The organism is Pseudomonas palmensis, assembly GCF_017848315.1.
GTDB classification, from domain to species: Bacteria; Pseudomonadota; Gammaproteobacteria; order Pseudomonadales; family Pseudomonadaceae; genus Aquipseudomonas; species Aquipseudomonas palmensis.
The window spans coordinates 1-18,947 of the sequence record NZ_JAFKEC010000018.1; the positions used below are offsets into that span (position 1 = coordinate 1).

Annotated in this window: 21 protein-coding genes and 2 tRNA genes; 12 read left to right on the plus strand and 11 right to left on the minus strand. The window is 64.6% G+C overall.

Features of this window, described 5'->3' with window-relative positions; all coding sequences use genetic code 11:
* The 3 genes from JZZ72_RS12175 to JZZ72_RS12185 all read right to left on the minus strand — a co-directional run.
* Window positions 1-1,403 (minus strand): dermonecrotic toxin domain-containing protein (locus JZZ72_RS12175; RefSeq protein ID WP_328825144.1); only part of this gene is annotated, 1,403 nt, incomplete at its 3' end.
* 82 nt (window positions 1,404-1,485) lie between these two features.
* The gene (locus JZZ72_RS12180) at window positions 1,486-2,499 is read right to left on the minus strand and encodes an AraC family transcriptional regulator (RefSeq protein WP_043859675.1); all 1,014 of its coding nucleotides are present in this window, start codon (window positions 2,497-2,499) and stop codon (window positions 1,486-1,488) included.
* Between the two features lie 73 nt (window positions 2,500-2,572).
* Window positions 2,573-3,433 carry a LysR substrate-binding domain-containing protein gene (locus JZZ72_RS12185; protein WP_058541894.1) on the minus strand — a complete coding sequence of 287 codons (861 nt, stop codon included), beginning with the start codon at window positions 3,431-3,433 and terminating at the stop codon, window positions 2,573-2,575.
* 112 nt (window positions 3,434-3,545) lie between these two features.
* Between JZZ72_RS12185 and JZZ72_RS12190 the strand changes: the two genes are divergently transcribed.
* Together JZZ72_RS12190 and phnX are read left to right on the plus strand one after the other, a co-directional pair.
* Entirely contained in the window at window positions 3,546-4,652 is a 1,107-nt protein-coding gene (locus tag JZZ72_RS12190) for a 2-aminoethylphosphonate--pyruvate transaminase (RefSeq protein ID WP_210014510.1), read from the plus strand.
* Window positions 4,653-4,701: 49 nt separating this feature from the next.
* Window positions 4,702-5,529: a phosphonoacetaldehyde hydrolase gene (gene phnX / locus JZZ72_RS12195; RefSeq protein WP_100634742.1), complete on the plus strand. Its 828-nt coding sequence runs from the start codon at window positions 4,702-4,704 to the stop codon at window positions 5,527-5,529.
* 100 nt (window positions 5,530-5,629) lie between these two features.
* On the opposite strand, the gene JZZ72_RS12200 is transcribed toward phnX, so the two are convergent.
* Entirely contained in the window at window positions 5,630-6,184 is a 555-nt protein-coding gene (locus tag JZZ72_RS12200; RefSeq protein ID WP_100634741.1) for an NADPH-dependent FMN reductase, read from the minus strand.
* A 147-nt stretch (window positions 6,185-6,331) separates the two neighbouring features.
* Between JZZ72_RS12200 and JZZ72_RS12205 the strand changes: the two genes are divergently transcribed.
* Entirely contained in the window at window positions 6,332-6,550 is a 219-nt protein-coding gene (locus JZZ72_RS12205; protein WP_043859680.1) for a hypothetical protein, read from the plus strand.
* 111 nt (window positions 6,551-6,661) lie between these two features.
* On the opposite strand, the gene JZZ72_RS12210 is transcribed toward JZZ72_RS12205, so the two are convergent.
* Window positions 6,662-6,738, minus strand: a tRNA-Val gene (locus JZZ72_RS12210).
* 157 nt (window positions 6,739-6,895) lie between these two features.
* Window positions 6,896-6,972, minus strand: a tRNA-Val gene (locus tag JZZ72_RS12215).
* 204 nt (window positions 6,973-7,176) lie between these two features.
* Here JZZ72_RS12215 and JZZ72_RS12220 point away from each other — a divergent pair.
* Entirely contained in the window at window positions 7,177-8,460 is a 1,284-nt protein-coding gene (locus JZZ72_RS12220) for an NAD(P)/FAD-dependent oxidoreductase (protein ID WP_078480501.1), read from the plus strand.
* A gap of 18 nt (window positions 8,461-8,478) precedes the next feature.
* On the opposite strand, the gene JZZ72_RS12225 is transcribed toward JZZ72_RS12220, so the two are convergent.
* A complete protein-coding gene (locus JZZ72_RS12225; protein WP_210014511.1) occupies window positions 8,479-9,216 on the minus strand; it encodes a peptidase C39 family protein in 738 nt (245 codons plus the stop codon).
* A 156-nt stretch (window positions 9,217-9,372) separates the two neighbouring features.
* Between JZZ72_RS12225 and JZZ72_RS12230 the strand changes: the two genes are divergently transcribed.
* Window positions 9,373-9,546, plus strand: coding sequence for a hypothetical protein (locus JZZ72_RS12230; protein ID WP_167400240.1), 174 nt, complete (start codon window positions 9,373-9,375; stop codon window positions 9,544-9,546).
* A gap of 82 nt (window positions 9,547-9,628) precedes the next feature.
* On the opposite strand, the gene JZZ72_RS12235 is transcribed toward JZZ72_RS12230, so the two are convergent.
* A complete protein-coding gene (locus tag JZZ72_RS12235) occupies window positions 9,629-10,387 on the minus strand; it encodes a TerC family protein (protein ID WP_043863034.1) in 759 nt (252 codons plus the stop codon).
* A 31-nt stretch (window positions 10,388-10,418) separates the two neighbouring features.
* Window positions 10,419-10,673, minus strand: coding sequence for a hypothetical protein (locus tag JZZ72_RS12240; protein WP_078480500.1), 255 nt, complete (start codon window positions 10,671-10,673; stop codon window positions 10,419-10,421).
* A gap of 115 nt (window positions 10,674-10,788) precedes the next feature.
* Here JZZ72_RS12240 and nhaR point away from each other — a divergent pair, with 115 nt between their 5' ends.
* Entirely contained in the window at window positions 10,789-11,694 is a 906-nt protein-coding gene (gene nhaR / locus JZZ72_RS12245) for a transcriptional activator NhaR (RefSeq protein WP_043863167.1), read from the plus strand.
* Window positions 11,695-11,936: 242 nt separating this feature from the next.
* A complete protein-coding gene (gene sstT, locus JZZ72_RS12250; protein WP_043863036.1) occupies window positions 11,937-13,148 on the plus strand; it encodes a serine/threonine transporter SstT in 1,212 nt (403 codons plus the stop codon).
* Between the two features lie 66 nt (window positions 13,149-13,214).
* Here sstT and JZZ72_RS12255 read toward each other — a convergent pair whose 3' ends face one another.
* On the minus strand, window positions 13,215-13,724 hold the full coding sequence (locus tag JZZ72_RS12255; RefSeq protein WP_054915710.1) for a DUF1993 domain-containing protein: 510 nt from the start codon (window positions 13,722-13,724) through the stop codon (window positions 13,215-13,217).
* Window positions 13,725-13,848: 124 nt separating this feature from the next.
* Between JZZ72_RS12255 and JZZ72_RS12260 the strand changes: the two genes are divergently transcribed.
* Window positions 13,849-14,493 (plus strand): YceH family protein, encoded by a 645-nt coding sequence (locus tag JZZ72_RS12260; RefSeq protein WP_043863038.1) that lies wholly within the window; start codon window positions 13,849-13,851, stop codon window positions 14,491-14,493.
* A gap of 87 nt (window positions 14,494-14,580) precedes the next feature.
* Here JZZ72_RS12260 and JZZ72_RS12265 read toward each other — a convergent pair whose 3' ends face one another.
* Entirely contained in the window at window positions 14,581-15,396 is an 816-nt protein-coding gene (locus JZZ72_RS12265) for a shikimate 5-dehydrogenase (protein ID WP_043863039.1), read from the minus strand.
* Window positions 15,397-15,588: 192 nt separating this feature from the next.
* Between JZZ72_RS12265 and JZZ72_RS12270 the strand changes: the two genes are divergently transcribed.
* From JZZ72_RS12270 to JZZ72_RS12285, 4 genes are all read left to right on the plus strand, one after another.
* A complete protein-coding gene (locus tag JZZ72_RS12270; protein ID WP_054915708.1) occupies window positions 15,589-15,954 on the plus strand; it encodes a hypothetical protein in 366 nt (121 codons plus the stop codon).
* 121 nt (window positions 15,955-16,075) lie between these two features.
* Entirely contained in the window at window positions 16,076-16,264 is a 189-nt protein-coding gene (locus JZZ72_RS12275; protein WP_043863041.1) for a hypothetical protein, read from the plus strand.
* Between the two features lie 191 nt (window positions 16,265-16,455).
* A complete protein-coding gene (gene pbpG / locus JZZ72_RS12280) occupies window positions 16,456-17,379 on the plus strand; it encodes a D-alanyl-D-alanine endopeptidase (RefSeq protein WP_058541931.1) in 924 nt (307 codons plus the stop codon).
* Between the two features lie 228 nt (window positions 17,380-17,607).
* A complete protein-coding gene (locus JZZ72_RS12285; RefSeq protein WP_043863042.1) occupies window positions 17,608-18,942 on the plus strand; it encodes a lysine N(6)-hydroxylase/L-ornithine N(5)-oxygenase family protein in 1,335 nt (444 codons plus the stop codon).
* Window positions 18,943-18,947 lie beyond the last annotated feature (5 nt).

An 18,947-nucleotide genomic window follows, 5' to 3' on the forward strand; every position in this document is an offset into this window, starting at 1 on the left:
GCCACACCCGCCCCTGTTGCAACGCTGGCCAGCACGTTTTCGGCCACGCCGGTCAGATGCGCCAGGGCCTCCTTGCGCTGGCCCTTGCTCCAGTCGACGGCGCCCTCATAGACCTCGCCCAGCAACTGCCCGACGCTACTGAGCAGCATGATCTGGCCAACCCCGGGGACGAACGAGGCCGCTATGCCGAGCAGGGTTTCACCTGCGGCCAGGTAGGCCTCGCGACGTGCTTCGGCCAGCGCATCGTCAACCCTGGCCGTAGGCACGGCAAGCACCGCTGCGTCGGCCTTGAGCCGGGCGATACGCCATTGCGCAAGGCTGGCGAACAACTCTCCGGCCAGCGGGTAATCGAGCAGTTCCAGGTCCGGGCGCGCCGCGTCTCGCTGCGCCTGCCACGCCGCGCCGAAAGCTGCACGCTCCTGCAGGCTGATCAGGCTCTGGAAGTAGCTCAGGTAATCAGCCGATTTCAAGGCCAGGCCCAGATCGGTTGCACAGGCATACCAGGTCGGATACTGACGCAGCGGGCGCTGCGGATCGCCAGGCAGAAACACCACCACCTGGCGCACCAGGCCGGCCTCGGTCCAGCGTATCGCCCCCTCCAGGGGTTCGCCACGGGCCAGAAAGGCGACCGCGCCCTGTACCTGCTGCCCCAGCACCTCGATGCTGCGCACCCTTACCGGGTGCTCGGCGTAAGTCACCTGGCTCGCCCCGTCGACCACCTGGCGCAGCATGCGGTAGGCCACCTCGTCGATGTCCTTTTTCAGGTAGCCGACCTGGGCGGCCACATCCAGCTGATCGCGCTGTTCGCGGGCCAGCAGCGCATGGCGCTGGCGCTTGAGTGCGTCATCCGGCGGGTCGAGCACACTGTCCAGATGAGCCTGATACTTCTGGCCCAGGTCCAGCGTGCGGCACAGGCCGGCAAACCGCTCGGGCGCGACGCCCAGTGCCTGACCCGCAGACACGATCGCCGTGCCGCGAAAGAATCCCCAGTAGCCGCCGGCAGTCTCGCTGAAGTTCTGCAGGGCACGCTGCAACAGCGGGCTCTGGATCTCGATCGCCTCCAGATAAGGCATGGGCGTGGCCGAAAGCCCCGGGCGGTACTGACGCAGGCGCACTTCCTTCCAGTGCGCCGCACGCGTGTCCAGTTGCAGCCCCAGGGTGTCGCGCAAGGCCTTGTCCAGCAGGGGCGCAGCGAACACGTCGGGCGACTGCAGGAGCTGGAACAACTCGGTCAACGCTTCAAGCGACGCCTGATGCCGGATCAGTGCAGCGCTCACTGCGCGCGCCTGGTCCCTGGATGCCGTGCGCAGCCAACCCGGCAGGCGTTCGGCGATGAATTGATCGAGGATGGTGGGATCGTCTGTGGTGCCGGTGGTTTTGCGGGTGCTCGAGGTCGGGCTCATGGCGCCTGCTCCATCAAGGGGTGGGCACCCAGACTAGGAACAGCCCCGCCGGCAAGGGAGCGGGAAGGCTTGCCTCGCGGCCTCAGCCCGAACCCAGCACGAGGCTGCGGTAATGCCCGGGGTTGCACCCCGACCACTTGCGAAAGGCCTTGTAGAACGAACTGGTGTCGGCAAACCCCAGGCGTTCGGCGATCTCCACGTAGCTGACCTGCGCATCGGCCAGCCAGCCGATGGCCAGCTCGCGGCGCACGCTGTCCTTGAGGGCCTGGTAGGTCTGGCCCTGCTCGGCCAGGCGTCGACGCAGGGTGGAGGCCGACAGGCACAGCTGCTGGGCCAGTGCCTCGGCATCCGGCCACTGGCTGGCGGGCAACTGGCGCAGGTCGTCGCGGATCCGCCGCGCCAGGCTGGTGGGGTCGCGGTACTTCACCAGAATGTTGGCCGGCGCCTCGGCCAGAAAACGCTGCAGCTCTTCGGGTGTGCGCCTGAGCGGCAGGTCCAGGCAATCGGCAGCGAAAATCAGCCGCGTGCGTGGGCGCTCGAACTGCAGGTTCTGTGAAAACATCACGCGGTAGTCATCGCAGTAGTCCGGCTCGGCGCAGCGCAATTCGATGGCCAGAATCGGAATGCGCCGACCCGCCAGCCAGCAGGCCACACCATGCACGATCATCCAGAAGGTGAAATAGGTGAAGGGTCGGCGCGGCGCCTCGGCGGGTTCGCCGATCACGATTTCAGCCAGGCTTTGCTGGCGCACCAGCACCGGGTGCAGGTGCTCGAGCATCAGCGACAAAAACCCCAGCGCGCACTCCAGGCCCGCGCCCAGGGTCGGCTGGGCCATGGACGAGCGGCAGATGAACGCCAGGCTGCCGCTGCGCAGCCCACGCGGGTCCATGCAGAAGAACTCGTCGTTGCAGCGCCGCGCCAGCAGCCGCCACAGCCGGGCATAGGCACTGGCCGGCACGCGGGCCTGGGGCTGCTCCAGTTGCTGCGGGTCGATCCCCACCCGCTGCAGCAACGCCGCAGCCGCCGCGCCGGGTGCGCTGCTTTGCAACAGGGCCTCGCGCACCAGTTGCATGGAGATGGTGTCTTTCTCCTTCATCGACCCTCACTCGTGTTGCAGGTGGTGTGTGCCGGCCATCTTAGGGGGCCGACGGCAAAACGCCAACGCCGTGTCATGCCGGTGACGCCAGGCCGAGAAAGGCCTGGATCAGGCGCAACTCGCGGCGCCGCTCCAGGCAACCGAGCATGTGCTGGTTGACCAGCCCTGGCCCCTCTATGGGCCGGGCCACCACCCGCGGATCGTGGCTGGTCTCCATCGACGAGACGATACCCAGCCCCAGCTGCGCGGCCACCGCCTCGGTCACCGCTTCGCGGCTGTCGAGCTCCAGCAGCACCCGTGGCTGCACCCCGGCCCGGGCACAGGCCTGGTCGAAGGTGCGCCGGGTGATCGAGCCGGGTTCGCGCAGCACCATGATCTGCTGGTCCAGTTCGGCAAGGGGCAACTCGGGGCGGCTGGCCCAGCGATGGCCGGCCGGCAGCAAGGCACAGATACGCGACGACCCCAGGGCCTGCAGGTGCAGGCCCTTGCGCGGTTCGACCTCGGTCAGCACGGCCACGTCGGCATGCTCGGACAGCAGCGCCGCCAGGGTTTCCTGGGCATTGCCCAGGCGCAGGTTGACCGTGATGCCGGGGTAGCGCACGCGCAGTTGGGCCAGCATCGGCATGACCTGGTGTGGCCCGTCGGCGGCAACTTCCAGGCGCCCGGTAAGCAACTGGCGGTTGGCTTCGAGCATCACCTGCGCCTCCTCGGCCAGGCCGAACATCGCGCGGGTGATGGCGGCCAGGCGGGTGCCCTCCTCGGTCAGCTCCACACGCCGCGCAGTGCGCCGCAGCAGGGTGATCTGGTAATGCTCCTCGAGTGCCTTGATGTGCCCGGTGACCGCTGGCTGGCTGATGAACAGGCGCGCGGCAGCGCGAGTAAAGCTGCCCTCGCGGGCCACCGCATCGAAAGCGCGAAGCTGGAACAGGTTCATATCTATCGGCCTGACTTATGGTTGGCATAACAACAAACAATTTGATTGATGAAGCGCGCAATTGCAACGTAGGCACCGTAGTTTCAGCCCACCGCTTGCGAGGAGCATCGCCATGACCCACACCCCCGTCCTGCTGACGCCGGGCCCCCTGACCACCTCGGCACGCACGCGGCAGGCGATGATGCTCGACTGGGGCTCATGGGACCGCGAATTCAACACCTTGACCGCCAACCTGTGCCAGCAGTTGCTGAGCATCGTCAATGGCCACGCCAGCCACCACTGCGTGCCCCTGCAAGGCAGCGGCACCTTCGCCGTGGAGGCGGCCATCGGCACGCTGGTGCCCCGTGACGGCAAGGTGCTGGTACTGGTCAACGGCGCCTATGGCCAACGCCTGGCCAGGATCTGCCAGGTGCTGGGCCGCGCATTCACCACCTTCGAGACCGCCGAAGACCAGCCCACCACCGCCGCCGATGTCCAACGCCTGATCCGCGCCGATGCCAGCATTACCCACGTGGCGCTGATTCACTGCGAAACCAGTACCGGCATCCTCAACCCGCTGGCGCAGATCGCCCAGGTCGTCGCCGATCACGGCAAGCGCCTGATCATCGACGCCATGAGCTCGTTCGGCGCCCTGCCGATCGACGCGGCCCAAGTGCCTTTCGATGCCCTGATCGCGGCGTCCGGCAAGTGCCTCGAAGGCGTACCGGGCATGGGCTTCGTGTTCACCGACAAGACCGCACTGGCTGGCGCCGAGGGCAACTCGCCGTCGCTGGCCTTGGACCTGCATGACCAGCATGCCTACATGGCCCGCACCGGCCAGTGGCGCTTCACCCCGCCCACCCACGTGGTGGCGGCGCTGCACGAGGCGCTGCTGCAGTACCACGAGCAAGGCGGCCTGGCGGCGCGCCACCAGCGCTATGCAAGCAACTGCAAGACCCTGCTCGACGGCATGGCGGCCATCGGCTTGCGCAGCTTTCTGCCCGCCGCCATCCAGGCCCCGATCATCGTCACCTTCCACGCCCCGCGTGACCCGCGCTACCAGTTCGCGGACTTCTACGAACGGGTCAAGGCCAAGGGGTTCATCCTCTATCCCGGCAAGCTGACCCAGGTCGAGACATTCCGCGTGGGCTGCATCGGCTGCGTCGGCCCCCACGAGATGCGCGCCGCGGTCCGGGCCGTGGCCGATGCGCTGCGGGAAATGGAAGTGCTGCACATCTGATTCCGTTTTATCCCCCTTTTCTGCGGTATACCGAACAAGGAACGCAATGATGAACTACAGCAACCCCACAAAGCTGCAAGCGGCCATTCTCGACTGGGCCGGAACCGTGGTCGACTTTGGCTCGTTCGCCCCCACGCAGATCTTCGTCGAGGCCTTTGCCGAATTCGATGTACAGGTGTCCATCGAGGAGGCCCGCGGCCCCATGGGCATGGGCAAGTGGGACCATATCCGCACGCTGTGCGACCAGCCGCAGATTGCCGAGCGCTATCGCGCGGTGTTCGGCCGCGTGCCGAGCGATGATGACGTGACGGCGCTCTACAACCGCTTCATGCCGCTGCAGATCGAAAAGATCGCCACCCATTCGGCGCTGATCCCCGGCGCACTGCAGACCATCAGCGCCCTGCGCCGGCAGGGCCTGAAGATCGGTTCGTGCTCCGGCTATCCGAAGGTGGTGATGGACAAGGTAGTGGAACTGGCTGGGCACAATGGCTATGTGGCCGACCATGTGGTGGCCACCGACCAGACCCCCAACGGTCGCCCGTGGCCGGCCCAGGCGCTGGCCAACGTGATTGCGCTGGGTATCGACGATGTGGCGGCGTGCGTGAAGGTGGACGACACCGTACCGGGCATTCTGGAAGGGCGTCGTGCCGGCATGTGGACCGTGGCGCTGGTGTGCTCGGGCAACGCGCTGGGGCTGACCCATGAAGGTTACCTGGCACTGGATGCCGAGCAACTGGCCAGCGAGCGTGCGCGCATTCATGCGCTGTTCGAAGGGTCACGCCCACACTACCTGATCGACACCATCAATGACCTGCCGCAGGTGGTGGAGGATATCAATCGGCGTTTGGCGCAGGGTGAGATGCCGCAGGGGGTATAGACCGCGTTGGGCTTTCGCCGGCAAGGCCGGCTCCTGCAATCGGCAAGGCGGCTTCTGCAGGCCAGGAGCCGCCCTCGCCAGCCAAGGGCGCGCCTGAGCCCTATGCCAGGTGCCGCGCCACCCACGCCGCATAACTGTCGATGAAGCTCTGCAGAAACGGCCGGGTCTTCTCCGAAAGCTTGCCATGTTCGTCGAACAGCGTCGCCGCCCCACCCACATAGGCCTCTGGCTGCTGCATGCAGGGCACATCGAGAAACACCAGGGACTGGCGCAGGTGGTGGTTGGCACCAAAGCCCCCCACCGCCCCCGGCGACACACTGATCACCGCCCCCGGCTTCTTGCTGAACACGCTCTGCCCATACGGGCGCGAGCCGACGTCGATGGCGTTCTTGAGCACCCCGGGCACCGAGCGGTTGTACTCGGGGGTCACGAACAGCACCGCGTCGCTGGCACGCACCTTGTCGCGAAAGGCCTTGTAGGCTGCCGGTGGGTCGGTGTCGATATCCTCGTTGTACAACGCCAGCTCGCCAATTTCGACGATACCCAGCTTGAGGCTGGCCGGTGCCAGCTCTGCAAGCGCCCTGGCGACCTTGCGGTTGATCGACTCCTTGCGCAAGCTGCCTACCAACACCGAAACCGAATAGACCTGGCTCATGACCACGCTCCAACCTGATCGACATAGAGAAGTGGTAGTTATAGACGCTACGGCGCGGCCCACAGGTTTTTTTCCAGGGGGACTAAACTTCCCAGGCAAAACAGTGGTCTATGGCCCATAGAGAACATTTCAGAGGGCACACGCCAAATGACAGCAGTACTGGTCGGACAATTTCATGCTCGGGATGCTGAAGGACGCATCTACCCCGTTCATGAATTTCAGGAAGCCACCCTGCAGGCCGATGGAAGTGCCGACTCCTTGCCGATCACCAGCTATCGCCTGGCCATCGGCGATCGGGTCAACCACCTGGGCGAGGATCGCTTCGAGCTGGTACAGAGCGGCGTGGAGATCACCCGTATCCCCTGATGCACCGCGCGGCCCGAGCAATCCGGCTGCGCCCTTTGCTTCAGGCAAACAAAAAGGGCGACCCTTGCGGGTCGCCCTTTTTGTGTTACCGCCAGCAGGGGCGGTGATGTTTGGTAGGCACAATTGGATTCGAACCAACGACCCCCACCATGTCAAGGTGGTGCTCTAACCAACTGAGCTATGTGCCTGCTGCGGGGCGCATTCTACTCAGGTTCAAGCCCCCTCGTAAAGCGAAATGTACAAAAAAATCAGCAGCTTTGCCGCGCCCATGAAAACGGCCCAAACGAAAAAGGCGACCCTCTCGGATCGCCTTTTTCGTGTACCGCCAGCAGGGGCGGTGATGTTTGGTAGGCACAATTGGATTCGAACCAACGACCCCCACCATGTCAAGGTGGTGCTCTAACCAACTGAGCTATGTGCCTGCTGTGAGGCGGCATTCTACGCAATCGACGCAGCGTGTCAATACTTTTTTTCACGCTAAGCCACTGAATACTAATATTTTTTACCCCAGCCCGGGTTTGCGCGATTTTTACCGTCTGGCTGGCGGGTGTTTATTATTGTTGATACGATCTGCACAATCGTAAAAAATATAGAACATACAACTACAAACCCTGAGGTGCCCGCACATGGCCAACACCCCCTACCCCCAGTCGTATTACGCCGCATCGGCCAACCCCGTCCCGCAGCGCCCGAGCCTGCAGGAAGAAGTACAGACCGACGTCTGCGTGATCGGTGCGGGTTACACCGGCCTGTCCAGTGCCCTGTTCCTGCTCGAGAACGGTTTCAGCGTCACCGTGCTTGAAGCCGCCAAGGTCGGCTTCGGTGCCTCTGGCCGCAACGGCGGTCAGATCGTCAACAGCTACAGCCGCGACATCGACGTGATCGAACGTACCGTCGGCCCCAAACAGGCACAGCTGCTCGGCCAGATGGCCTTCGAGGGCGGGCGCATCATCCGCGAGCGCGTGGCCAAGTACAACATCCAGTGCGACCTGAAGGACGGTGGCGTGTTCGCCGCCCTGACCAAAAAGCAGATGGGCCACCTGGAATCCCAGCAACGCCTGTGGGAACGCTACGGCCACACCCAGCTGGAACTGATGGACCAGCGCCGCATCCGTGAAGTGGTCGCCTGCGACAGCTACATCGGCGGCATGCTGGACATGAGCGGCGGCCATATCCACCCGCTCAACCTGGCCCTGGGCGAAGCCGCCGCAGTGGAATCGCTGGGTGGCAAGATTTACGAACAGTCCCCGGCCATCCGCATCGAGCGCGGTGCCAACCCGGTCGTGCATACCCCGCAGGGCAAGGTGCGCGCCAAGTTCATCATCGTGGCGGGCAACGCCTACCTGGGCAACCTGGTACCGGAACTGGCCGCCAAGTCGATGCCATGCGGCACTCAGGTGATCACCACCGAGCCGCTGAGCGAAGAGCTGGCACGTACCCTGCTGCCGCAGAACTACTGCGTGGAAGACTGCAACTACCTGCTCGACTACTACCGCCTGACCGGCGACAACCGCCTGATCTTCGGCGGTGGCGTGGTATACGGCGCGCGTGACCCGGCCAACATCGAGGCGATCATCCGCCCGAAAATGCTCAAGGCCTTCCCGCAGCTCAAGGACGTGAAGATCGACTACGCCTGGACCGGCAACTTCCTGCTGACCCTGTCGCGCCTGCCGCAGGTAGGTCGTCTGGGCGACAACATCTACTACTCCCAGGGCTGCAGCGGCCACGGCGTCACCTACACCCACCTGGCCGGCAAGGTGCTGGCCGAGGCCCTGCGCGGCCAGGCCGAGCGTTTCGACGCCTTCGCCGAACTGCCGCACTACCCGTTCCCGGGTGGCCAGATGCTGCGCGTACCGTTCAGTGCCCTGGGCGCGTGGTACTACAGCCTGCGCGACCGCCTGGGCGTGTAAGCCGGCAACCCCGGGCCGTCACTGCCCCACGGCATTGACGGCCTGGCGGGCCGCCTGCTCCTGGCCTGCCTGGGCCAGTTCATTGGCGGCCTTGAGCCAGCGCTGGCGGTCCACCTGGGCCGGCAGTTGGCCGGGCGGCTGCACCAGCACCGCCCAGCTCCCCTCCTTCTTCCAGGCTGCGGCGAAATCGTCGAAGTCCATCAGCAAGCGCCGATTGTTGCCCGCACGCAGCAGCACCCGCGACTTGTAGCGGTCATAACCCACCAGCAGGGCATAGCGCGGCTCGCTCCAGAACGCCGAACCTTCCTGATAGCGCAACAGCACCGGATTGCCCGCGGCCACCTGGGTCAGCAACGCCGGCAGGGTGCCTTCGAGCGGGTACACCACCATGCCGTACTGGCGTGCCACAGTCGCTACCGAGGCCTGCAGCCTGTCGACACCTTGTGGCAGTTGCAAGGGCCCTTCGAGCAGGCCGGGGGTGATGCGCACCCCCTGCTGCGAGAGGATCGCGGCCAGCGCCATCGGCGCGCTCTGGTTGGCGTTACCACGGTAGAACGGCACCGCGCCCAGTTCCACGCGCTGGGGCAGGCTGTTGAGCTGGGATGAAGGCTGGCTGGCGCAACCGGCCAGGCTGGCGGCCAGCAGGCAAGCCAGCAGCAGACGATGGGACACGCGACGTTTGGGGGCGGTGGGCAACATGGACACTCGCTTGTGCTGATGCCGGGCAGACGACGCCCGGCCCTGGCTTGCGATCATAGGCTGGCGCAGGCCTGCGGTATAGCCCGCGGCACGCTTAGAGCGAACTGAACCAAGGCGCTGGACCACTGGTCAACCGTCTGTCACAGACGATGGGCTAGACTGAGCTTGTGTCCGAATGGCGAGTGCAGCTTGCCCAGTCGAAGGAGGCACGCAATGAGTCTGACGATGGGAATCTTTCTGTTGATAGGCACGTGGCTGGTGGTAGCCGCAGCCATGCTCTGGGGGGTGTTGCGCATCGCGCGCCGCCACCATCTGCACCATCCGCAGCCGACCAGGGCTGCATCCGAGGCACAGCGGCACGCTCGCCGCCACGCCAACGCGCACTGACGCGACACTGCATAACAACCTTCGCCGACAACGCCGGCATCTGCAGGTGCGTCCTGCAGAGCCGACGTCGCTGGCGAAGCGGTCAGTCAGGTTTCGCTTGCAGCGCCTCGCGCCGCTCGCGAGCCCGGCGCGACATGATGTTGAGCACCTCGATCGCGGTGGAGAACGCCATCGCCGCATACACATAACCCTTGGGCACATGGGCACCGAAGCCTTCGGCGATCAGGGTCATGCCGATCATGATCAGGAAGCCCAGGGCCAGCATCACCACGGTAGGGTTGTCGTTGATGAACCGGGCCAGCGGGTCGGCGGCCACCAGCATCACGATCACCGCACTGATCACCGCGATGATCATGATCGGCAAGTGCTCGGTCATGCCCACGGCCGTGATGATGCTGTCGATCGAGAACACGATGTCCAGTACCAGGATCTGCCCGATCGCCGCGGCAAAGCCCAGGGTCACGGTAGACGACGCCTTGGTCTCTTCCTTGGCACGCGGGTCGACGCTGTGGTGAATCTCGGACGTCGCCTTCCACAGCAGGAACAGGCCACCGGCGATCAGGATCATGTCCTTCCACGAGAAGGCATGGCCGAACACGTCCACCACCGGCTCGGTAAGCTGCACGATCCACGCCACGGTGCTGAGCAGGCCCAGGCGCATCACCAGCGCCATGCTGATACCGATGCGCCGTGCCTTGGAGCGGAACTGCTCAGGCAGCTTGTTGGTGAGAATCGAGATGAAGATCAGGTTGTCGATGCCCAGCACGATCTCCATGGCCACCAGGGTAGCCAGGGCCACCCAGGCGGTCGGGCTTGCAGCAAGTTCCAACAGGTATTCCATGAATCAATCCTGAATCAGTGTGGGTAAAAAATCAGATTTCCCGGGCGCTGTCGTCGCGCTCGGGTTTGTCCTGGGACTCATCGGGCTTTTTCGCCAGGGGCGAACCGGTCGCGTCGCTGAGCGCCTGCTGGGCGGCATCGTTGGTCTTGTCGATCGCTTCCTTGGCCGACTGGGCAGCCTGGTTGAGCATCTGCTGGGCAGATTTTTCCGCCTGCTCGCAACCGCTCATGGCCAGCAGCGCCAGCGCCATCACCAGGGGTGTGCCAATCGATTTGAAATACAGCATGGGTTCCTCTCTGAAGGTCTTGCCTTGATAGCGACGCATTCTAAAGAGACTGAAACATCCGGAAAATTCGTATTTTCAGCAGTTATACTTCGGTTTTTACGAATCGGAGATGCACATGCTCAACTACCGACAACTGCATTACTTCTGGGTCGTGGCCAAGACCGGCAGCATCGTGCGTGCCGGCGAGCAGCTCAATCTCACCCCGCAGACCATCAGCGGGCAGATCAGCCTGCTTGAGCATAGCTACGGTATCGAATTGTTTCGCCGTGTGGGACGCCAGCTCGAACTGACCGAGACCGGGCGCCAGGCCCTGTCCTACGCCGAGCAGATGTTCCAGATTGGCGGCGAACTGGAAGCAGTGCTGCGCGCCCAGCCCGATGAGCAGCAGATTCTGTTTCGCGTGGGGGTGGCCGACGTGGTGCCCAAGTCGATCGTGTACCGGCTGCTGGCGCCGACCATGGAGCTGCCCGACCCGCTGCGCCTGACCTGCCGCGAGGACAAGCTCGAACGCCTGCTGGCAGATTTGGCAGTACAGCGCCTGGACATGGTGATCTCCGACAGCCCGATGCCCAGCCATCTCGACATCAAGGGCTACAGCCAGAAGCTCGGGGAGTGCGGCATCAGTTTCTTCGCCACCCCGGCACTGGCTGCCCTGCATCCGGCGCCCTTTCCTGTCGGTCTGCAGCATGCACCGATGCTCATTCCCGGCCAGGAGACGGTGGTGCGCAGCCGGCTGCTGCGCTGGTTCGCCGAGCAACAGTTGCAGCCGCGCATCGTCGGCGAATTCGATGACAGTGCGCTGATGCAGGCATTCGGGCAGTCGGGCAGCGGCATCTTCATCGCCCCCAGCGTGATCGCCGACGAGGTCTGCCGCCAGTACGGGGTGGAGTTGATCGGCCAGACCGATGCCGTCACCGAGTCGTTCTATGCCATTTCGGTAGAGCGCAAGGTCAAGCACCCGGGTATCGTCGCGATCACCGAAGGTGCCCGCCGCGAGCTGTTCAACTGGCCTGCGCCCTGAGAGACACACGGCACCGACATCACATCCCGGGCCTAAACATTCCACGGCCCGAACCGTCGATAGAAGGACGCGCCGACGCATCGCGACAACACGCCCCACCTACCGCCAGGCAGTGTGCTGCGGTCAGGGCCCGCGTGCTGTGCTAAAGTCCCGCCCCTTTCGCCGCAGGGCTAGCCCGCGGCATGCCTTTGCTACGCTATCCGGGCCTCCCGGACCTTGCACAAGAACGAGAAACACCTGTCATGACCCCACTTCTGAACCTGTTGAACCGTACCAGTCTGGTACTGCAGATCGTGATCGGCCTGGTGGCCGGCATTGCCGTGGCGCTGCTCTGGCCAGCCGCCGCGCTGAACCTGGCATTTATCGGCAAGGTATTTGTCAGTGCACTCAAGGCGGTGGCACCCATTCTGGTGTTCATCCTGGTGATGGCTTCCATCGCCAACCACAGGCACGGCCAGGAAACCCATATCCGCCCTATTCTGGTGCTCTATCTTTTCGGCACCTTTTCCGCAGCGGTAGTGGCGGTGGTCGCCAGCATGCTGTTCCCCTCCCAGTTGGTGCTGGCCACTCATGATGTGGCGATGAGCCCGCCTGGTGGCATCAGCGAAGTGCTGCAAGGCCTGCTGCTGAGCGTGGTGGCCAACCCGGTGACTGCGCTGATGGAGGCCAACTTCATCGGCATCCTGGCCTGGGCGATCGCCCTGGGCGTGGCTATCCGACATGCCGGTGAAACCACCCGCACCGTGGTCGACGACCTGTCCAAGGGCGTAACGCTGATCGTGCGCATGGTCATCCGTTTCGCGCCTCTGGGAATCTTCGGCCTGGTGGCGGCGACCCTGGCCGAATCCGGCCTGGGGGCCCTGCTGGGCTACCTGCACCTGCTGGCGGTGCTGATCGGCTGCATGCTGTTCGTGGCGCTGGTGATGAACCCGCTGATCGTGTACTGGAAAATCCGTCGCAACCCATTCCCGCTGACGCTGCTGTGCCTGCGCGAAAGCGGCATCACCGCGTTCTTCACCCGCAGCTCGGCCGCCAACATTCCGGTCAACCTGGCCCTGAGCGAAAAGCTCGGGCTGCATGAAGACACCTACTCGGTGTCGATCCCGCTGGGTGCGACCATCAACATGGCCGGCGCGGCCATCACCATCACCGTGCTGACCCTGGCGGCGGTGCATACCCTGGGCATCAGCGTCGACCTGCCCACGGCCATCCTGCTCAGCGTGGTCGCCGCCGTGTGCGCATGCGGCGCCTCGGGGGTGGCGGGCGGCTCGCTGCTGCTGATTCCGCTGGCGTGCGGCCTGTTCGGCATTCCCAGCGAGGTGGCCATGCAGGTGGTGGCGGTAGGCTTCATCATCGGCATCCTGCAGGACTCGGCCGAAACGGCGCTCAATTCGTCCACCGACGTGCTGTTCACGGCCGCCGCGTGCGAGGCCGAGGAACGCCAGGCGAGCTGATCCTGGCAGGCATGAAAAAGCCCGGCAAGGCGTTGACCTTGCCGGGCTTTTTTCATGCCTGGGTAATCAGAACGCGCCCATGTAGTCGCGCTTGCCGATTTCCACGCCATTGTGGCGCAGGATGGCGTAGGCCGTGGTCACGTGGAAGAAGAACTGCGGCAGGCCGTAGGTCAGCAGGTAGCTCTGGCCGGTAAAGCGTTTTTCTTTCGGCGTACCCGGACGGGTGATGATCTCGATACCTTCCTTGCCGTCGATCTGCTTCGCCTCGATCTGCTCGACAAAGGCCAGCACCTTGGCGATCAGCGCCTGCAAATCGGCAAATGTGGTTTCAGTGTCGTCGTACTTGGGCAGTTCGACCTCGGCCAGGCGGGCCGAAACCCCCTTGGCGAAGTCCACCGCAATCTGCACCTGGCGAACCAGCGGGAACATGTCGGGGTACAGGCGCGCCTGCAGGAAGACATTGGCGTCGATATTCTTCGCCTCGGCGTGCGCCTGGGCCTTGCCCAGCACATCGCTCAGGGCATTGAGCATCTGCTTGAAAACGGGAACAGAGGCGGCGTACAGGGAAATGGTCATGACAGTCTCGCTGGGTGATGGATTGAGCGTGGCCGATTATAGACACGCTTGGCGCCGCCCGGCGGCTTGTCTTTTATTCTGCAAGGATTAGGCTAGTTGCCTTCCACAGCATAGGGAACGCGCGATGAGCACTGAGTTGGACACCCCCGTTGACGAGCAACGCCTCGACAGCACGCAAATCCGTATCCTCGGCGCCTTGATCGAAAAGCAGGCCACCAGCCCCGAAACCTACCCCCTCACCCTCAACGCCGTGGTGCTGGCCTGCAACCAGAAGACCAGCCGCGAGCCGGTGATGAACCTGACCCAGGGCCAGGTCGGCCAAAGCCTGCGTGCCCTCGAAAGCCAGGGCCTGGCGCGCCTGCAGATGGGCAGCCGGGCCGACCGCTGGGAGCACCGCGTCGACAAGGCGCTGGAGCTGGTACCAGCGCAACAGGTACTGCTGGGGCTGATGTTCCTGCGCGGGCCGCAGACGGTCAGCGAGCTGCTGACGCGCAGCAACCGCATGCATGAATTCGAGGATGCCGAACAGGTGCTGCATCAGCTGGAGCGCCTGGTAGCCCGGGGCTTTGCCCTGCACCTGCCGCGCCAGCCCGGCCAGCGCGAAGACCGCTACACCCATGCCTTCGGCGACCCGGCCGACATCGAAGCGATTCTGGCGGCACGCCAGCAAGGCGCGGAACGCCCTGTCGGCGGCGTGTCGGCCGAGCGCATCGAGGCACTGGAGGCGCGTATCGCGGCGCTGGAAGAACGCCTGGCGCAGCTGGAGTAGCCAGCTCGGCACAGGGTCGAGCAATGCTTTGCGGGAGCACGTTCAGCCGCTCCCGCTCACTGCCTGGCGCGAACCTGCCTGCAGGGCTCAATCGCCCCGCGCAAACGCCACCGCTTCGGCGATCTGCCGTGAATCGGGGCGCACCCCGGTATACAGCACGAACTGCTCCAGCGCCTGCAACGCAATCACCTCCAGCCCGGTAACCACTGGTTTGCCAGCAGCCTGGGCGGCCACGATCAAGGGCGTCTGCGCCGGCATCGCCACCACGTCGAACACCGCCTGCGCCGCCTCGATCTGCTCGTGCTCGAAGGCCAGTTGCTGCGCCTCGGCCCCGCCCGCCATGCCGATCGGTGTCACGTTCACCAGCAACCGGGCCCGCACACCGTGTGGCTCGGCCTGCCAGCGATAGCCACAGGTGCGGGCCAGCCGCTCGCCGGCCTCGCGATTGCGCGCAACGATCGTGCCGTCGCTGAAACCGGCATCGCGCAGCGCGCACGCCACCGCCTTGGCCATGCCGCCGCTGCCGCGCAGCGCCACGCTCCATGCAGGGTCCAGGCGATGCTGGTGAATCAGTTGACGCACCGCCAGGTAATCGGTGTTGAAGCCCTTGAGATGCCCCTGGGTGTTGACCAGCGTGTTCACCGAATCGATGGCCGCCGCCGAGGGGTCCAGTTCATCGAGCAACGCGATGCAGGCCTCCTTGAACGGCATCGACACACCGCACCCACGCACACCCAGCGCGCGAATGCCGGCCACGGCGGCCGGCAGGTCGGTGGTGGTCATGGCCTTGTAGTAGTAATCCAGCCCCAGCTGCTGGTACAGATGGTTATGAAAGCGCACGCCGAAGGTACCGGGGCGCCCGGCCAGGGACATGCACAAAACGGTGTCTTTGCTGGGGGTCATCGATTGGCTCCTGAAAACGGCAGGGGCACCAGTATGCACTCACTGCCCACCGAACCGTTGATCGGGGCTTACACAACCTTTACTCAACGCCCGTGCCATTTTTCCGGGGGCTGCGGTCTTATGGGTATCCCCGCGCCACGTCTTGGGTGTCTCGACAGCACCAGCGCCGGGGCTGCAAACCGAGGAGTCTTCATGAACCGTCACATCCCGAGAATCGCCCTGCTGGTTGGCGCCCTGGCCGTCTGCGGGCAAGCGGCCGCCCACGGTGGTGGCGGCGGCTGGCACGGGGGTGCCGGCCCGGTGCTTGGCGCGGCCGTCGTCGGTGCCGTGGTGGGTGCGGTGGTGTCCGGCAACCACGACCGTACCGTCTACGTCGAGCGCCAGCCGGCCTACTACGGCCCCCCGCCGGTGTATGTCCAGGCCCCGCCGCCGCCGGTGTACTACCAGCCGTACCCGCCGTATCCGGTTGTGGAGCGCTACGTACCGGTGCCGCCGCCGTATTACCGCGAGCGCTACTACGGCCCGCCACCGGTGTACTACGGACCGCCCCGCTGGTAGCACCGGCCCTGCGCCCTGCCTGCGGGCAGGGCGCTGGCTGTCGGGGAAACCGCCCGCATTGGCTTGATCGCCGTTCAGGCCTAGGCTGGCATACCCTCACAGCCTGAACCCAGGAGTTCGCATGACCGCTGAAAAAGGATTTCCAGCCCCGCTCGACCCAGCCCAACACCCCCTTGCCGCCGCGCAGCAGATGACCCTGGCGATCATCCTCAGCGGCCAGTACAAGCTGCCACAGACGCCCGCCAAGGCGGCCGAGGCAGGTCACGAGCTGCTCAAGGCCGTCACCGCCGGCTACCTCAAGTCCCGCTAAGGTCCCGCTCGGCTGGTTCGGCACGCCGATCCAGCCGCTGCAAACGAAGCCCAGGGTTAAATAAATTTCATAGTTCGCCCAATGTTTACGGGGCAATCGACACAGACTCGACCATACTCCTAGAATGTAACGGCTTGTAATAAAAAACCCGTGCACAGCCAACGACATACCTACATTTAGTGAGCACCAACGTGAAAACCTCCCTGTCTATTCTCAGCCTGCTGCTGATGCTCACTGGCACTGCCAGCGTCACGTCGAACGCTGTTGCCCAACCGGCCCCCCAGGTCCAGCGCGACCCTGCCAAGCTGCACCTGGCCTCGGGCAGTGCACTGCTGATCGACCTGCAGACCAACAAGGTGCTCTATGCGAGCAACCCGGACCGTGTGGTGCCGATCGCCTCGGTCACCAAACTGATGACCGCGATGGTGGTGCTCGATGCCAAGCAGGCCATGGACGAACCCCTGACCATCACCATCGCCCAGACCAAGGAAATGAAGGGCGTGTACTCGCGGGTTCGTCTGGGTAGCGAGCTGAACCGTCGCGACACCCTGCTGATTACCCTGATGTCCTCGGAAAACCGGGCCGCCGCGACCCTTGCGCACCACTACCCCGGTGGCTACACCGCCTTCATCAAGGCCATGAACGCCAAGGCCAAGGCCCTGGGCATGAGTCATACCCGCTATGTGGAACCCACCGGCCTGTCGACCAGCAACGTGTCCACCGCTCGCGACCTGAGCAAGCTGCTGCTGGCCGCGCGCAGCTACCCGCTGCTGAGCGAGCTGAGCACCACCCGCGAAAAGACCGTGGCCTTCAAGAAACCCAACTACACCCTGGGCTTTCGCAACACCGACCACCTGGTCAACAAGAGCAACTGGGACATCAAGCTGACCAAGACCGGCTTCACCAACGAGGCCGGCCATTGCCTGGTGCTGCTGACGCGGATGGACAATCGCCCGGTGGCCATGGTGATACTCGATGCCTTCGGCAAGTACACCCATTTCGCCGATGCCAGCCGCATGCGCCAATGGCTGGAAACCGGCGACGCCAAACCCGCCCCGGCCGTCGCGATCCGCTACAAGGCCGAACGCAGCCAGAACCGCCCTGCGGTCGACTGACCCGCCGAGGCTGCCGCGCCTTGCGCGGCAGCCTTCGGGCTTTACTGCCAAGCCCCACTCCCCTGCTGCGCTTCAATGTGCGAGAACTTCAACTGGCCGACCGCCTGTGCATGCCGAAGAGGTCGAGTAAATTCTGGCTCTGACAGCTCGTTCTATCGGTGTATTTGCGCAGGATTCGGGGCGCGCGCCACACACGCCCCCCACTCGACCCTCCAAGGAATCGCACCCATGAGCCAGACTGCATCATCCGAAACAATCCACGACCTGATCGGCGTCGGCTTCGGCCCCTCCAACCTGGCCCTGGCCATCGCCCTGGAAGAACTCGCCCAGACCAACGGCCATGCCCTCGATGCGCTGTTCATCGACAAGCAGAGCGACTACCGCTGGCACGGCAACACCCTGGCCACCCAGAGTGAACTGCAGATTTCCTTCCTCAAGGACCTGGTGTCCCTGCGCAACCCCACCAGCCCCTACAGCTTCGTCAACTACCTGCACCAGAAGAAGCGCCTGGCCGACTTCATCAACCTTGGCACCTTCTACCCCTGCCGCCTGGAGTACAACGACTACCTGCGCTGGGCCGCCGAGCACTTCGCCACCCAGGCGGTGTATGGCGAGGAGATCCTGCGCGTGGAACCTGAACTGCTGGACGGGCGTATCGACCACCTGCGCGTGATCTCCCGCAGCGCCCAGGGCCATGAACGCCTGCGCCGGGCACGCTCGGTGGTGGTGGGCAGCGGCGGCACGCCGAAGATCCCGCCGGTATTCGCGCCCTTCAAGGACGATCCGCGCGTGTTCCACCACTCCCAGTACCTGAACAGCCTGGAACAACTGCCGTGCACCCAGGGCAAGCCCATGCGCATCGCGATCATCGGCTCGGGGCAAAGCGCCGCCGAGGCCCTGATCGACCTGAACGACAGCTACCCGTCGGTCAAGGCCGACATGATCCTGCGCGGCTCGGCACTCAAGCCGGCCGATGACAGCCCGTTCGTCAACGAGGTCTTCACCCCCGACTACACCGACCTGGTGTTCAACCAGCCCCAGGCCGAGCGTGCCAAGCTGATCTCCGAGTACCACAACACCAACTACTCGGTAGTGGACATCGACCTGATCGAACGCATCTACGGCATGCTCTACCGTCAGAAAGTCGCCCATCAGTACCGTCACGCCGTTCTGTGCCGACGCAACATCGAGGCCGCCGTCAGCACCGACAAGGGCATCGAGCTGACCCTGCGCGACCTGGCCACCGGCATCCAGCAGACCCACGTGTACGACGCGGTGATTCTTGCCACCGGCTATGAGCGCCGCTCCCATCGCGAGCTGCTGGCGCCGCTGCAACAGCACCTCAAGGACTTCGAAGTGGACCGCGACTATCGCGTGCTGGCCAGCCCGGAGCTCAACGCGGCGGTCTACCTGCAGGGCTTCTGCGAAGCGTCACACGGCCTGAGCGATACCCTGCTGTCGGTACTGCCGGTGCGCGCAGCCGAGATCGGCCAGTCGCTGTACCAGAGCCTGGGCCAGCGCGCCAGCAACGCCCGCGCCAGCGCGACCCTGGCCAGCGCCTGAACCTG

What these genes read in the sequence shown, in the direction of transcription:
- JZZ72_RS12180 (WP_043859675.1), bottom strand. Translation starts at nt 2,499, where the DNA reads ATGAAGGAGAAAGACACCATCTCCATGCAACTGGTGCGCGAGGCCCTG.
- JZZ72_RS12185 (WP_058541894.1), bottom strand. Translation starts at nt 3,433, where the DNA reads ATGAACCTGTTCCAGCTTCGCGCTTTCGATGCGGTGGCCCGCGAGGGC.
- JZZ72_RS12190 (WP_210014510.1), top strand. Translation starts at nt 3,546, where the DNA reads ATGACCCACACCCCCGTCCTGCTGACGCCGGGCCCCCTGACCACCTCG.
- phnX (WP_100634742.1), top strand. Translation starts at nt 4,702, where the DNA reads ATGAACTACAGCAACCCCACAAAGCTGCAAGCGGCCATTCTCGACTGG.
- JZZ72_RS12200 (WP_100634741.1), bottom strand. Translation starts at nt 6,184, where the DNA reads ATGAGCCAGGTCTATTCGGTTTCGGTGTTGGTAGGCAGCTTGCGCAAG.
- JZZ72_RS12205 (WP_043859680.1), top strand. Translation starts at nt 6,332, where the DNA reads ATGACAGCAGTACTGGTCGGACAATTTCATGCTCGGGATGCTGAAGGA.
- JZZ72_RS12220 (WP_078480501.1), top strand. Translation starts at nt 7,177, where the DNA reads ATGGCCAACACCCCCTACCCCCAGTCGTATTACGCCGCATCGGCCAAC.
- JZZ72_RS12225 (WP_210014511.1), bottom strand. Translation starts at nt 9,216, where the DNA reads ATGATCGCAAGCCAGGGCCGGGCGTCGTCTGCCCGGCATCAGCACAAG.
- JZZ72_RS12230 (WP_167400240.1), top strand. Translation starts at nt 9,373, where the DNA reads ATGAGTCTGACGATGGGAATCTTTCTGTTGATAGGCACGTGGCTGGTG.
- JZZ72_RS12235 (WP_043863034.1), bottom strand. Translation starts at nt 10,387, where the DNA reads ATGGAATACCTGTTGGAACTTGCTGCAAGCCCGACCGCCTGGGTGGCC.
- JZZ72_RS12240 (WP_078480500.1), bottom strand. Translation starts at nt 10,673, where the DNA reads ATGCTGTATTTCAAATCGATTGGCACACCCCTGGTGATGGCGCTGGCG.
- nhaR (WP_043863167.1), top strand. Translation starts at nt 10,789, where the DNA reads ATGCTCAACTACCGACAACTGCATTACTTCTGGGTCGTGGCCAAGACC.
- sstT (WP_043863036.1), top strand. Translation starts at nt 11,937, where the DNA reads ATGACCCCACTTCTGAACCTGTTGAACCGTACCAGTCTGGTACTGCAG.
- JZZ72_RS12255 (WP_054915710.1), bottom strand. Translation starts at nt 13,724, where the DNA reads ATGACCATTTCCCTGTACGCCGCCTCTGTTCCCGTTTTCAAGCAGATG.
- JZZ72_RS12260 (WP_043863038.1), top strand. Translation starts at nt 13,849, where the DNA reads ATGAGCACTGAGTTGGACACCCCCGTTGACGAGCAACGCCTCGACAGC.
- JZZ72_RS12265 (WP_043863039.1), bottom strand. Translation starts at nt 15,396, where the DNA reads ATGACCCCCAGCAAAGACACCGTTTTGTGCATGTCCCTGGCCGGGCGC.
- JZZ72_RS12270 (WP_054915708.1), top strand. Translation starts at nt 15,589, where the DNA reads ATGAACCGTCACATCCCGAGAATCGCCCTGCTGGTTGGCGCCCTGGCC.
- JZZ72_RS12275 (WP_043863041.1), top strand. Translation starts at nt 16,076, where the DNA reads ATGACCGCTGAAAAAGGATTTCCAGCCCCGCTCGACCCAGCCCAACAC.
- JZZ72_RS12285 (WP_043863042.1), top strand. Translation starts at nt 17,608, where the DNA reads ATGAGCCAGACTGCATCATCCGAAACAATCCACGACCTGATCGGCGTC.